The sequence below is a fragment of the Streptomyces sp. NPDC043726 genome (assembly GCF_056436565.1).
In genome coordinates this window covers 139990-153395 of sequence record NZ_JBWKCI010000009.1, presented here as the reverse complement: position 1 = coordinate 153395, position 13406 = coordinate 139990, and the positions used below count along the sequence as shown (strand labels likewise).

The following is a 13406-nucleotide window of genomic DNA, read 5'->3' as shown; positions in this document are numbered from 1 at the left end:
CATGGCAGCACGACGTATCAAGCCCAGTCTCTACATCTCCGTCGACATCGAGGCCGACGGGCCGATTCCGGGGCCCTACTCCATGCTCAGCCTGGGGGCCGCCGTGGCCGGGCGGCAGGATGGCGAGGGGTTCGAGGCCGCTGATCCCGAAGCGCGGACCTTCTACCGGGAACTGCGGCCCATCAGTGCGGACTTCGTGCCGGAGGCGCTCGCGGTCAGCGGGCTCGACCGGGAGCGCCTCGGCACGGAGGGGGCTGAACCGGCCGTAGCGCTCGCCGAGTTCAGTCAGTGGGTGCGGGAGGTCAGTCAGGGGGCGCAGGCCGTCATGTGCGGCTACCCGGCCTCGTACGACTGGACCTTTCTCTACTGGTATCTCATCCGGTTCACCGGCGAGAGTCCCTTCGGGCACTCCGGGTGCCTGGACATGAAGACCCTCTACGCCACCAAGGCCGGGCTGCCCCTGCGGGCCGTCGCCAAGGGCACCATGCCGCGCGAGCTGCTGTCGCGGCGCCGGCACACGCACCATGCCCTCGACGACGCCGTGGAGCAGGCCGAGCTGTTCGCCCATCTCATGGCGTGGCCGGGGCCGGCCGGGCCGAGCCGGTGATCTCCTCGCCCGCCTCCATCGGGTGGGTGACGTCCTCGGCATCGCGCTCCCTGCCGAGGTGGTTGAAGACCAGGTTCAGCAGGACCGCCACCACACAGCCCGTGGAGATCCCGGAGTCCAGGACGATCCGCGCGGTCTCCGGGAAGGCGTGGTAGAACTCCGGCGCGGAGATCGGGATGATGCCGACCGCCAGCGACACGGCCAGGATCAGGACGTTGTTGTCCTTCTCCAGACCGGCCCTGACCAGGGTCTGGATACCGCTGGCCGCGACCGAGCCGAAGAGCACCACGCCCGCGCCGCCGAGCACCGGGCGCGGCACGACCGCGATCAGTGAGGCGGCCATCGGGCACAGGCCCATCAGGACGAGGAAGCCGCCGCCCGTCGCCACGACATAGCGGCTGCGGATCTTCGTCATCGCCACCAGACCGATGTTCTGCGCGAAGGCGCTGCACATGAAGCCGTTGAACAGCGGGCTGATCGCCGAGCCGAGGGTGTCCGCGCGCAGGCCCGCCGCGATGGTCTTCTCGTCCGCGGGGCGGTCCACGATCTCGCCCAGCGCCAGCATGTCGGCGGTCGACTCGGTCATCGAGACCACCATCACGACGATCATCGAGACGATCGCGGCGATCTGGAACTGCGGTGCGCCGAAGTGGAACGGGGTCGGGAAGCCGATGACGTCCGCGTCGGCGACGGGCCCGAAGTCCGTGACGCCGAAGGGAATGGCGACGAGGGTGCCGGCGACGAGGCCCAGCAGGACGGCGATCTGCTTGACGAAGCCCCGGGTGAACCGGCGCAGCAGCAGGACGATCACCAACGTGGCCGCGGCGAGGCCCAGGTTGGTGGCCGAGCCGTAGTCGTCGCCCGCGGGATTCGGCCCCTGGGCCCAGCCGAAGGCCACCGGCAGGAGCGAGATGCCGATCAGGGTGATCACCGTGCCGGTGACCACGGGCGGGAAGAAGCGGACCATCTTGCTGAAGAACGGCGCCGCTATGAAGCCCAGCAGGCCCGCGACGATCACCGCCCCGAAGATGATCGGCAGCGCGTCGGACTTGTCGTCGGTGGACGCGACGATCGCGGTCATGGGGGCGACACCGGCGAAGGTGACGCCGTTGACGAACGGCAGCCGGGCGCCGATCTTCCAGATGCCGAGCGTCTGGAGGAACGTGGCCAGGCCCGCGGTGAACAGGCAGGCGCCGGTGAGGAAGGTCAGTTCGGCGCCGGAGAGGCCGATGGCCGCCCCGACGATCAGGGGCGGGGCGACGACTCCCGCGTACATGGCGGCCACGTGCTGGAGGCCGGTGGTGGCCATTTTGAGTGCGGGGAGTTTTTCGTCGACGGGATGGGCGGTCACGGCGGTTCCTCCGGGTCAGCTAACACGTCGGCTCTGACGTGGGTTTCTTGGAGGTGATGCGCGGTCGTGCGGGACCGGTGAAGACGGGGACGGTAGACCGTTCCGGGGCGCACACGTCCATGCACGCCCCGGAGACGGCCGCCATGGACCCCGCTCGGGTCCACGGCCACCGGCCGAGGGCCGTCCCCCTCAGCCGGAGATCTTCAACTGGTCAGCCCTGCGCGGCGATCCGCGCCAGGCGCTGCGCCTGCTCCCGCGTGGAGCGGGCGATGGCGTCCTCGTCGACGTGGAGCAGTCGGTTGTTCTCCACGATCTGCTCGCCGTTGACGAAGGAGGCCGTGACCGGTGCCGCCGCGCCGAAGACCAGCGCGGTCACCGGGTCGGCGATGGACGAGTGGGCCAGGGTGTCGAGCTTCCAGAGCACCAGGTCGGCGAGCTTGCCCGGCTCCAGTGACCCGATCTCGGCCGCGCGGCCGAGGACCTGGGCGCCGCCGTAGGTGCCGAGGCGCAGCGCCTGGCGGGCGTTCAGGGCGGCCTCGCGGTGGGCGCCGAGGCGGTTGATCAGCAGCGCGTTGCGCAGCTCGGTGTGCAGTTCGCCGGACTCGTTGGAGGCGGTGCCGTCGACACCGAGGCCGACCGGGACACCGGCGGCGAGCATGTCGGGAACGCGGGCGATACCGGCCGCGAGGCGGGCGTTGGAGGAGGGGCAGTGGGCGACACCGGTCTTCGTACGGGCGAAGGCGGCGATGTCGGAGTCGTTCATGTGGACGCAGTGCGCCATCCACACGTCCTCGCCGAGCCAGCCGGTGGACTCGAAGTAGTCGGTCGGGCCCATGCCGAACAGCTCGTGGCAGAACTTCTCCTCCTCGACCGTCTCCGAGCCGTGGGTGTGCAGCCGGACGCCCAGGCTGCGGGCCAGCTCGGCGCCCTGGCGCAGGAGTTCGGTGGAGACGGAGAAGGGCGAGCAGGGCGCGACGGCGACCTGGGTCATCGCGTCGAAGGAGGCGTCGTGGTGCTCCTTGACGGTGGCCTCGGTGGCGGCGAGGGCGCCGTCCAGGGTCTCGACGGCGAAGTCCGGGGGCAGACCGCCGTCCTTCTCGCTGCGGTCCATCGAGCCGCGGGCGAGGGTGAAGCGGACGCCCATCTCGCGGGCGGCGCGGATGATCGATCCGGACAGGTCGCCGGAGCCCCGCGGGAAGACGTAGTGGTGGTCCATCGCGGTCGTGACACCACCGCGGGCCATCATGGCGAGCGAGCCCTGCGCGGCCGAGTACGTCATCTGCTCGTCGATGCGCGCCCAGGTCGGGTAGAGGGCGACCAGCCAGTTGAACAGGTTGTGGTCGGTGGCCAGGCCCCGGGTGATCCACTGGTAGAAGTGGTGGTGGGTGTTGACCAGACCGGGGGTCACGAGGTGGCCGGTGGCGTCGATGCGCCGTACGACGTTCTCCAGGCCCTCGGGGGCCCGGCCGGCGCCCAGCGCCTCGATGCGGTTGCCGGCGATGACGAGGTAACCGCTCGCGTACTCGGTCCCGCCCGCGTCGACGGTCGCGATCGCACAGTTCTCGATGACGATGCGCTGGTCAGCTGCCATGGTTCGCCCCTTTTTCACGGGAGTTGTGCAGTGTTGGAGAGGGCACGGCAGGACCCCGGGAGATTTGAGTGCCGCGGCCGGATCGGGGGGACCTCTCCGGCCGCGGGTGCCGCGATGAAGTTGCTTCGCCTACGGGTGGATCACAGGTTGGTGAGGTCCACGGGGATCCTCGCCTCGCAGCCGTCCCGCAGGATGGTGGCCTCGATCAGGCCGTAGGGGCGGTCGGCGGCGAAGTAGACCTCGTTGTCGTTCTTCAGCCCGAACGGCTCCAGGTCCACCAGGAAGTGGTGCTTGTTCGGGAGGGAGAAGCGGACCTCGTCGATCTCGCTGCGGTTGTTGATGATGCGCGAGCCCATCTGGTACAGCGTCTGCTGCAGCGAGAGCGAGTACGTCTCGGCGAAGGCCTGGAGCATGTGCTTGCGCACCTGCTCGTAGGACTTCTCCCAGTTGGGCATCTTCTGCTCGTCGTCGGTCCAGTTGAACCGCCAACGGCTGGAGACCTGGGTCGCGAGGATCCGGTCGTAGGCCTCCTGGAGGGTCGTGTACTTGTCCTTGACGTAGCCCCAGAACTCGGAGTTCGTCGAGTTCATCACGACCAGGTCCTTCAGACCCGAGACGACCTCCCACGACGTGCCGTCGTAGGTGATCTGGGTGACGCGGGTCTCCTGGCCCTTGCGCACGAAGGAGTGCTTGACCTCGTCGGCGCCGATGAACCTGGAGTTGGCGTCGGAGGTGGCGATCCGCTCCCAGGCGTACTCCTCGATGCGGATCCGAGCGATCTTGATCGGCTCCTGCGAGGTGACGAAGTGCCGGGCGAGGTGGATGCCGAACTGCTCGGCCGACTCGATGCCGTACTCCTTGGCGAACGCGTACACCGTGTTCTTGGTGGTGTCGGTCGGCAGGACATGGGCGTTGGAGCCGGAGTAGTGGACCTCGTCCATGTCGCCGCTCAGCGCCACGGATACGTTGAGGTCCTTGATGTGATGGGTGGCGCCGTCCCGCGTGATCTTTACGACTCGGTTCTCGGCCTTGCCGTACTGGTTCTGTCCCAGGATGGTGGGCATTTAGCTAGCTCCCTCGGTAAACGGAGTAGCCGAACGGGTTGAGCAGCAGCGGTACGTGGTAGTGCTCGCCCGGCACGACGGCGAACGTGATCGCCACCTCCGGGAAGAACACGGCGGCACCGCTGTCCCGATTCGCGGGGGCGTCCTGCTGCGCATCGGCTTGCTTCTTCTCGAAATACGGCTCCACGGCGAAGTCGAGCCGTACGTGTGTGGTCCCCTCCGGCAGGGCGGGGAGGTCCTTGCACCGGCCGTCCGCGTCGGTCGCGGAGCCGCCGAGGGTCTGCCAGTCCGCGCCGCTCGCACCGCGGGCGGAGAGCTGGACGGCGACGGCCTCGGCGGGGCGGCCGACGGATGTGTCCAGGATGTGGGTGGACACGGAGGCGGTGGTGCTGGTGCTCATGCTGCTCTCAGTCCTCTTCGACGAGTCGGGCGAGCCGGATACGGTTGATCTTGCCCAGCTCGGTGCGGACGATCTCGCGCTCCTGCTCCGGCGAGTTGCCGATCCGTTCCTTGACCGCGTCGCGCATCTGCTCGCCGGTCCGGCCGGTGGCGCAGATGAGGAAGACATGGCCGAACTTGTCCTGGTAGGCCAGGTTGAGTTCGAGCATCTCGGCCTTGAGCTCCTCCGAGGCGCCGGCCATGCCACGCTGCTCGCGGGCCGAGGTGGGGTCGCCGGGCTTGGGGCGGCCGATCGGCGGGTGTCCGGCCATCGCCTCTTGGAGGTCCGCGGCGGTCAGCTCGGCCATGGCGGCGTCACTGGCGGCGTAGAGGGCCTCGGCGGTGGCGTACGGGCGGGCGGCGAGGAGCCGCTCGGCCCACGCCCGGGAGGCGCACGCCTCGTGGAGCGCGGCGAGGGCCGCGTGCTGCTCCAGGGCGTTGAACCGGAGCAGGCCCGGCGTGGATGTGGACGTCACGGGAGCCTCCGTGGCCTTGTGCTGAACGGGCTGCCGATAGCTAACGCCCTGCGCGACATCACGTCAACACTTTGTTGAAAATTCCGGGTAACGAAACCCGGAGCCCCCCGTCAGGCCCCTTTCTCGCGGTTCAGGTAGTTGTAGACGGTGAAGCGGCTGACGCCCAGGGCGCTCGCCACGGTCTCCACCCCGTGCCGTACGGAGAAGGCGCCGCGCGCCTCGAGTATCCGTACGACCTCCTGCTTGGCCTTGCGGTCGAGGTCGGCGAGCGGCTTGCCCTGCCGACGCTCCATGGCGGCCAGGATGTGGTCCAGGGAGTCCGCGAGCTGCGGCAGCCGTACGGCGACCACGTCCGCGCCCTCCCAGGCGAGCACGACGTCGTCCGGTCCCGCCTCGTCCGGCGGGAGCATCTCGCCGCCCATGGCGTCGACCAGGGGCTTCACGGCCGTGATGAAGGGCTCCTCGTTCACCGCTCGCCCTCCCCGACGACATTGAGCTGGAGCGAGACCCGGGTGGCGCCGGACTCCAGGGTCTTGCGCAGCAGCGCGTCCACGGCGGTGAGCACGGCGTCCGCGCTGCCCTCCGCGGTGTTCCCGAACGGGCCGACGTCCACCGCGTCCAGCTCGGCCGCCTCGATGACCTCGCGGGCGACGACCGCGTGCGCGGGCGCCTCGTCGAGGTCGAAGGGCTCGGTCGTGAATTCCACTCTCAGTCGCACGCGCTCAACCTAACGCGCGGTGCCGCTTTCCGCCGAGCCCTCTTGACAAGCCCGGACACCCGACGGCAATCTTCCAATAAGCAGAAAACAACTTCCGTCATACGGAATCTCGACACGGAAGGGAGCGCCGATCCTGATGGGATTCGCAGAACAGCGCTTCAACGTCAACCTGTCGATCCTCTTCACGGAACTCCCGCTCCTGGAGCGCCCCGCGGCCGCCGCCGCGGCCGGCTTCACCGCGGTCGAGCTGTGGTGGCCCTGGATCGACTCCCCCACCCCCGAGCAGTCCGAGCTCGACGCCCTGAAGAAGGCGATCGAGGACGCGGGCGTCCAGCTCACGGGCCTGAACTTCTACGCCGGACAGCTCCCGGGCCCGGACCGCGGCGCCCTGTCGGTGCCCGGCGAGGAGTCGGAGAGGTTCCGCGCCAACATCGACGTGGCCGCCGACTTCGCCGCCTCCCTCGGCTGCACCGCGCTCAACGCGCTCTACGGCAACCGCGTCGAGGGCGTGGACCCGGCCGAGCAGGACGCGCTGGCGCTGGAGAACCTCGTCCTCGCGGCGCGGGCCGCCGACCGGATCGGCGCGATCCTGCTGATCGAGGCGCTGAACCAGCCCGAGTCGCCGCTGTACCCGCTGGTGTCGGCGCCGGCCGCGGTCGGCGTCGTCGACAGGGTGAACGAGGCGACGGGACTCGGCAACGCGAAGTTCCTCATGGACCTCTACCACCTGTCCATGAACGGCGAGGACCTCCCCTCGGTGATCGAGAGCTACGCGGCGAAGACCGGCCACGTCCAGATCGCCGACAACCCGGGCCGCGGCGCCCCCGGCACGGGGACGCTGCCGCTGGAGGAGCTGCTCGACCAGCTGAGGAAGGCCGGTTACGAGGGCTACGTCGGCCTGGAGTACAAGCCGGGCGACCGCCCGAGCGCGGAGGCCTTCGGCTGGCTGCCGGCGGACCGGCGCGCCGCCCGCTGAACGCCGGCGAGCGCCGACGCCCGCCCATTCGCTGAGCTTCAGCCGTAGTGGCTGACCTTTAGCCGTAGCAAGAGAGGCACCCCCATCATGAGCACCCTTCCCAAGATCGCCTGGATAGGCCTCGGCATCATGGGCTCCCCCATGTCCGAGAATCTGATCAAGGCCGGTTACGACGTCACCGGCTTCACGCTGGAGCAGGACAAGCTGGAGCGCCTGGCCAAGGCCGGCGGCACCGCGGCCGGTTCGATCGCCGAGGCCGTCAAGGACGCGGACGTCGTCGTCACGATGGTCCCCGCCTCCCCGCAGGTCGAGGCCATCTCCTACGGCCCCGACGGCATCCTGGAGAACGCGAAGTCCGGCGCCCTGCTGATCGACATGTCCTCGATCACCCCACAGACCTCGGTCGACCTGGCGAAGGCCGCCAAGGACAAGGGCATCCGCGTGCTGGACGCCCCGGTGTCCGGCGGCGAGGCCGGCGCCATCGAGGCCGTACTGTCGATCATGGTCGGTGGCGAGCAGGCCGACTTCGACGAGGCCAAGCCGGTCCTGGAAGCCCTCGGCAAGACCATCGTGCTGTGCGGTCCGCACGGCTCGGGCCAGACCGTGAAGGCCGCCAACCAGCTGATCGTCGCCGTCAACATCCAGGCGTGCGCAGAGGCCGTGGTCTTCCTGGAGAAGTCCGGCGTGGACCTGAAGGCCGCCCTGGACGTCCTCAACGGCGGCCTCGCCGGCTCCACCGTGCTGACGCGCAAGAAGGACAACTTCCTGCAGCGCGACTTCAAGCCGGGCTTCCGGATCGACCTGCACCACAAGGACATGGGCATCGTCACCGACGCCGCCCGCAACGTCGGCGCGGCCCTGCCCGTCGGTGCCGTGGTCGCCCAGCTCGTCGCCTCCCTGCGCGCCCAGGGGGACGGCGGCCTGGACCACTCCGCGCTGCTGCGCGCGGTCGAGCGCCTCTCCGGCGCGCAGGTCTGACGACCTGCCCAGACCTCCGGGCGGCGCCGCCGCTGACACCTGTCCTGTCGCGCCCAAGCGGCGGCGCCGCCCGGAATCCACTTCAACAACGAGTCGGAGAAGCCCGAGCGCATCTTCAACAAACTGTTGACGCCCCGATTGCCCCCTCCTAGGCTCCACAAAGCGGAAACAGGTTTCCGCTGACTCCCGCACGGAAGGTCCACGATGTCGAAGCGCGTGCTCACGACCGAGTCCGGCGCCCCGGTCGCCGACAACCAGAACTCCGCCTCCGCCGGCGTCGGCGGACCGCTCCTGCTCCAGGACCAGCACCTCCTGGAGAAGCTCGCCCGGTTCAACCGCGAGCGCATCCCGGAGCGCGTGGTGCACGCCCGTGGTTCCGGCGCCTACGGCTACTTCGAGGTGACCGACGACGTCACCGGCTTCACCCACGCCGACTTCCTGAACAGCGTCGGCAAGCGCACCGAGGTGTTCCTGCGCTTCTCGACCGTGGCCGACAGCCTCGGCGGCGCGGACGCGGTCCGTGACCCGCGCGGCTTCGCCGTCAAGTTCTACACCGCAGAGGGCAATTACGACCTCGTGGGGAACAACACCCCGGTGTTCTTCATCAAGGACCCGATCAAGTTCCCGGACTTCATCCACTCGCAGAAGCGCGACCCGTTCACCGGCCGCCAGGAGCCGGACAACGTCTGGGACTTCTGGGCGCACGCCCCCGAGGCCACGCACCAGGTGACCTGGCTGATGGGCGACCGCGGCATCCCGGCGTCGTACCGCCACATGAACGGCTACGGCTCGCACACCTACCAGTGGACGAACGCCGAGGGCGATGCCTTCTTCGTCAAGTACCACTTCAAGACGAACCAGGGCATCCGCTGCCTGTCCGCCGAGCAGGGCGCCGAGCTCGCGGGCCAGGACCCCAACTCGCACCAGACGGACCTGCTCCAGGCCATCGAGCGGGGCGTGAACCCGTCCTGGACGCTGTACGTGCAGCTGATGCCGGCGGCCGAGGCGGCGGACTACCGCTTCAACCCCTTCGACCTGACGAAGGTGTGGCCGCACAAGGACTACCCGCTGCAGCGCGTGGGCCGACTGGTCCTGGACCGCAACCCCGACAACGTCTTCGCCGAGGTCGAGCAGGCCGCGTTCTCCCCGAACAACTTCGTTCCGGGCATCGGCCCCTCCCCCGACAAGATGCTCCAGGGCCGCCTGTTCGCCTACGCGGACGCGCACCGCTACCGCCTGGGCGTCAACCACACCCAGCTCGCGGTGAACGCCCCGAGGGCGACGACGGCGCAGAACTACGGCCGCGACGGCCTCATGGCGTCCAACTCCCAGGGCCGGTACGCCAAGAACTACGAGCCGAACTCCTACGACGGCCCCGTCGAGACCGGCCGCCCGCTGGCCGCCCCGCTGGCGGTGACCGGGTACACCGGCACCCACGAGGCCCCGCAGCACACCAAGGACGACGACTTCTTCCAGGCGGGTGAGCTGTACCGGCTGATGTCCGCCGAGGAGAAGTCCCGGCTGATCGCCAACATCGCCGGCGGCCTCTCGCAGGTCTCCCGCGACGACGTGATCGAGAAGAACCTGGCCCACTTCCACGCCGCCGACCCGGAGTACGGCAAGCGCGTGGAGGAGGCGGTCCGCGCCCTGCGCGAGGACTAGCACCAGCTCCCTGGCCGCGTCCGACCAGCTGAGAGACCCGGATGAGGGGTGGTCGATCAGCATCGGGCGCGGGCCGGGGTGAGGACCGCGGCGGTGTGCGAGCCAGTGCGGTGGTGAAGGACCAGAACTCCCTTCTCGACCTGAGGGAAGGGTGATTCAGGCTCCGTCGCCACCGCCGCGGTCCCGAAAGAAGGAGCCTCACCGGGCTGAGCAGCGCCGGATACGGACGGTCCCGTATCCGGCGCTGTTCGGTGTTCCGGGGTGCGGAACCCCTCGAAGCGCCGGAGGCTGAAGACATGGCACAACCGACGCAGCAACCGCACATCGTGGTCCACTCCCCGGCCCTGGACGGCTCCCGGCGGGTCACCGCGGGGAACGAGACGCTGGGCATCGCCTCGCACGTCGACGACGTCGCCGAGTTCCTGCGGCTGGCGGACCTGTACGTCACGGACGTCGCGGAGAGCGACCTCATCGAATGGCAGGGCGGCGGCCCCGACGACTGGCCGGGTCTCTCGGAGCACCACGAGACACCCGGGGCCTGAGCCACGTACACCGCTGTCCGTAGTCCGGCTACGCAACCCTCAAATCAACCTCTGAACCCGCGCCCGGGGGCTTCAACCACCCCCGGGCGCGGGCACATTCTCGGAACACGGGGCCCGCCGGCACGGGGGCGGCGGGTCCCTCGGGCCGCACTCCGGTCAGGGGTGTCCGGGCGGCCCGGTACCACGGGGGACGGGGGCGGCCCGAGCCCCGCCGGACGGGGGTGTGCGGCGGGGCTCAGGCCGGACGGGGGGCGGGTCATGAGCGACGGGTACGCAGCACCTACCGGAGACCCACGGGGTCGCCCTGCCGTCCGGGGCAGGGCATGAGCGACGGTACGGACCACCCTCCGGAGCCCTACGGGATCGCACTGCTGCGGGGCGGCCCCCGCGCCGCCGTCACCACGGCCGTGGTGGCGCTGTACCGGCGGGGGGTCGTCGAAGCCGGCCGGCCCGGCACCCTGCGCCGGTCGAGGACGCCCGACGACGGCTCCGGGCCCTGGCATCCGCTGGAGAAGGCGGTCCGCGTGGGGCTCTACCGGCCCGCCGGGCCGCGGGAGTTGCTCACCCGGTACGTCGTACGCCATGCCCTCAAGCGCCTGCGCCGGGAACTCACCGCGGCCGGGCTGCTGCGCTCCACCGTCCCCGGCCCGACCCGCGCCGGCCGCCGCCGACTGGCGGAGCTGCGGAGCCTGCACCCGCTGCCGTCGGACGCGGCGGGTCTCACCCCCGAGGAGCTGACACTCGCCGTCGCGCTCCACGGCGACCGCGCGCTGACCGCGCTGCTGCCCGGCTGGGCCGAGGCGGAGGGGCTCGTCGGACGCGGCCGTGACCGGAGCGGACACGACGGCCGTCGCTCCGTCAGCCCGATCACCGGCCTGCGCCGCGCCCTCACCGACGAGATGGCGGCAGGCAGCGAGTACGGCTCCAGCGGCTACGACTCCGGCTCCGGCGGATACGGCTGCGGCGGGGGCGGCGGGGACTGATCGCGCCCGGAGACGACAAAGCGGGGCGGCCCGACCCCCACCCGGGTCGGGCCGCCCCTGACTGACCTGTGGGTCAGACCTTCAGCGTCTTGATCGAGGTCGGCGCGTGGCCGGGCTCGGTCGCGATCTCCTCGAACTCCACGACATTGCTGATGTCGTTGGTGCCCGACATGGAGATGTTGGTGACGCGCTCGAGGATCGCCTCGACGACGACCGGCACCTGGAACTCCGCGGCCAGCTTCTTGGCCTGCTCGAGGGCGGCCCCCAGCTCGGCCGGGTCGGTCACCCGGATCGCCTTGCAGCCGAGACCCTCGGCGACCTTGACGTGGTCGACGCCGTACACACCCAGCTCCGGCGAGTTGATGTTCTCGAACTCCAGGTTGACCTGGAAGTCGATCTCGAACGCCCGCTGCGCCTGGCGGATCAGGCCCAGGTAGGAGTTGTTCACCAGGACATGGACGTACGGGATCCTGTGCTGCGCCCCGACCGCCAGCTCCTCGATCATGAACTGGAAGTCGTAGTCGCCGGAGAGCGCCACGACCTGTGCCTCCGGGTCGGCCTTGGCGACGCCCAGCGCGGCCGGGATCGTCCAGCCGAGGGGACCGGCCTGGCCGCAGTTGATCCAGTGCCGCGGCCGGAAGACGTGCAGCATCTGGGCGCCGGCGATCTGCGAGAGGCCGATGGTGGAGACGTACCGGGTCTCCGGGCCGAAGGCCTTGTTCATCTCCTCGTAGACGCGCTGCGGCTTGATCGGGATGTCGTCGAAGTGCGTACGGCGCTGGAGGGTCGCCTTCCTCTCCTGCGCGGCGGCGGACCAGGCGCCGCGGTCGGGCAGCTCGCCCGCGGCCTTCAGCTCCCGCGCCACCTCGACGAAGAGCTCCAGGGCGGCCTTGGCGTCGGAGGCGATGCCGTAGTCCGGGGCGAAGATCTTGCCGATCTGGGTCGGCTCGACGTCGACGTGGACGAACTTCCGCCCGGCCGTGTAGACGTCCAGCTTGCCGGTGTGGCGGTTGGCCCAGCGGTTGCCGATGCCGAGGACGAAGTCGGACTCCAGGAAGGTCGCGTTGCCGTAGCGGTGCGAGGTCTGCAGGCCCACCATGCCGGCGTTCAGCTCGTGGTCGTCCGGCAGGACGCCCCAGCCCATCAGGGTCGGGACGACCGGGGTGCCGGTCAGCTCGGCGAACTCGACGAGGAGGTCGGCGGCGTCGGCGTTGATGACACCGCCGCCCGCGACGATCAGCGGCCGCTCGGCGGCGTTCAGCATCCCGAGCGCCTTCTCGACCTGGGCGCGGGTGGCCGCCGGCTTGTAGACCGGAAGCGGCTCGTACGTCTCCGGGTCGAACTCGATCTCGGTGAGCTGGACGTCGATCGGCAGGTCGATCAGGACCGGTCCGGGACGGCCGGAGCGCATCAGGTGGAAGGCCTGCTGGAAGACGCCCGGAACCTGGGCGGCCTCCAGGACGGTCACCGCCATCTTCGTGACCGGCTTGGCGATCGAGGCGATGTCGACGGCCTGGAAGTCCTCTTTGTGGATCACGGCGGTCGGGGCCTGGCCCGTGATGCACAGGATCGGGATGGAGTCACCGATGGCCGAGTACAGACCGGTGATCATGTCGGTGCCGGCCGGGCCCGAGGTACCGATGCACACGCCGATGTTGCCGGCGTGGGTGCGGGTGTAGCCCTCGGCCATGTGCGAGGCGCCCTCGACATGGCGGGCGAGGGTGTGGTGGATGCCACCGGAGGCCTTGAGCGCCGCGTAGAAGGGGTTGATCGCCGCGCCGGGCACACCGAACGCGTTGCTGACGCCCTCGCGCTTGAGGATCTCAACTGCCGCACGGGCAGCGGTCATTCGAGCCATCGAGTACTCCTGCTTCGGCTGTCGGATTCGCACGCCCGTCGCGCCCCGCGGTTGATGCTCTTCCGTATTGCGGAAAGTAATTTCTACTATCTGGAAGCAGAGTAAGAGGGGGGACGAAGCGCGTCAAGAGACGGACAAGCCGGGGTGCGCGGGAGGACCATG

General features: G+C 69.8%; 14 protein-coding genes. 6 read left to right on the top strand and 8 right to left on the bottom strand.

What is annotated here, in order from left to right; translation table 11 throughout:
* Position 1: 1 nt before the first annotated feature.
* Complete coding sequence (locus AC068Z_RS26150) at positions 2–607, top strand: 3'-5' exonuclease (RefSeq protein ID WP_478560232.1); 606 nt, start codon at positions 2–4, stop codon at positions 605–607.
* On the opposite strand, the gene AC068Z_RS26145 is transcribed toward AC068Z_RS26150, so the two are convergent.
* The 7 genes from AC068Z_RS26145 to AC068Z_RS26115 form a co-directional block, all read right to left on the bottom strand.
* Entirely contained in the window at positions 570–1958 is a 1389-nt protein-coding gene (locus AC068Z_RS26145) for a nucleobase:cation symporter-2 family protein (protein WP_478560229.1), read from the bottom strand. The genes AC068Z_RS26150 and AC068Z_RS26145 overlap by 38 nt on opposite strands.
* Positions 1959–2169: 211 nt before the next feature.
* Positions 2170–3549 (bottom strand): 8-oxoguanine deaminase, encoded by a 1380-nt coding sequence (locus AC068Z_RS26140; protein ID WP_478560226.1) that lies wholly within the window; start codon positions 3547–3549, stop codon positions 2170–2172.
* Positions 3550–3689: 140 nt separating this feature from the next.
* A complete protein-coding gene (gene pucL / locus AC068Z_RS26135) occupies positions 3690–4613 on the bottom strand; it encodes a factor-independent urate hydroxylase (protein WP_478560223.1) in 924 nt (307 codons plus the stop codon).
* A gap of 4 nt (positions 4614–4617) precedes the next feature.
* On the bottom strand, positions 4618–5013 hold the full coding sequence (uraH, locus tag AC068Z_RS26130; protein WP_478560220.1) for a hydroxyisourate hydrolase: 396 nt from the start codon (positions 5011–5013) through the stop codon (positions 4618–4620).
* A gap of 7 nt (positions 5014–5020) precedes the next feature.
* A complete protein-coding gene (gene uraD, locus AC068Z_RS26125) occupies positions 5021–5527 on the bottom strand; it encodes a 2-oxo-4-hydroxy-4-carboxy-5-ureidoimidazoline decarboxylase (protein ID WP_478560217.1) in 507 nt (168 codons plus the stop codon).
* A gap of 110 nt (positions 5528–5637) precedes the next feature.
* The gene (locus AC068Z_RS26120) at positions 5638–5949 is read right to left on the bottom strand and encodes a helix-turn-helix domain-containing protein (RefSeq protein WP_478560988.1); all 312 of its coding nucleotides are present in this window, start codon (positions 5947–5949) and stop codon (positions 5638–5640) included.
* Between the two features lie 44 nt (positions 5950–5993).
* Positions 5994–6245 carry a thiamine-binding protein gene (locus AC068Z_RS26115; protein ID WP_478560214.1) on the bottom strand — a complete coding sequence of 84 codons (252 nt, stop codon included), beginning with the start codon at positions 6243–6245 and terminating at the stop codon, positions 5994–5996.
* Positions 6246–6381: 136 nt separating this feature from the next.
* Here AC068Z_RS26115 and AC068Z_RS26110 point away from each other — a divergent pair, with 136 nt between their 5' ends.
* From AC068Z_RS26110 to AC068Z_RS26090, 5 genes are all read left to right on the top strand, one after another.
* Positions 6382–7221, top strand: a complete 840-nt coding sequence (locus AC068Z_RS26110) for a TIM barrel protein (protein WP_478560211.1) — start codon at positions 6382–6384, stop codon at positions 7219–7221.
* An 87-nt stretch (positions 7222–7308) separates the two neighbouring features.
* Positions 7309–8199 (top strand): 2-hydroxy-3-oxopropionate reductase, encoded by an 891-nt coding sequence (locus AC068Z_RS26105; RefSeq protein ID WP_478560208.1) that lies wholly within the window; start codon positions 7309–7311, stop codon positions 8197–8199.
* Positions 8200–8403: 204 nt separating this feature from the next.
* Positions 8404–9861, top strand: a complete 1458-nt coding sequence (locus tag AC068Z_RS26100) for a catalase (protein WP_478560205.1) — start codon at positions 8404–8406, stop codon at positions 9859–9861.
* 296 nt (positions 9862–10157) lie between these two features.
* The gene (locus AC068Z_RS26095) at positions 10158–10403 is read left to right on the top strand and encodes a hypothetical protein (RefSeq protein WP_478560203.1); all 246 of its coding nucleotides are present in this window, start codon (positions 10158–10160) and stop codon (positions 10401–10403) included.
* A gap of 323 nt (positions 10404–10726) precedes the next feature.
* On the top strand, positions 10727–11386 hold the full coding sequence (locus tag AC068Z_RS26090; protein WP_478560200.1) for a TIGR04222 domain-containing membrane protein: 660 nt from the start codon (positions 10727–10729) through the stop codon (positions 11384–11386).
* Positions 11387–11459: 73 nt separating this feature from the next.
* Here AC068Z_RS26090 and gcl read toward each other — a convergent pair whose 3' ends face one another.
* Positions 11460–13244: a glyoxylate carboligase gene (gene gcl / locus AC068Z_RS26085; protein ID WP_478560197.1), complete on the bottom strand. Its 1785-nt coding sequence runs from the start codon at positions 13242–13244 to the stop codon at positions 11460–11462.
* Positions 13245–13406: the final 162 nt, after the last annotated feature.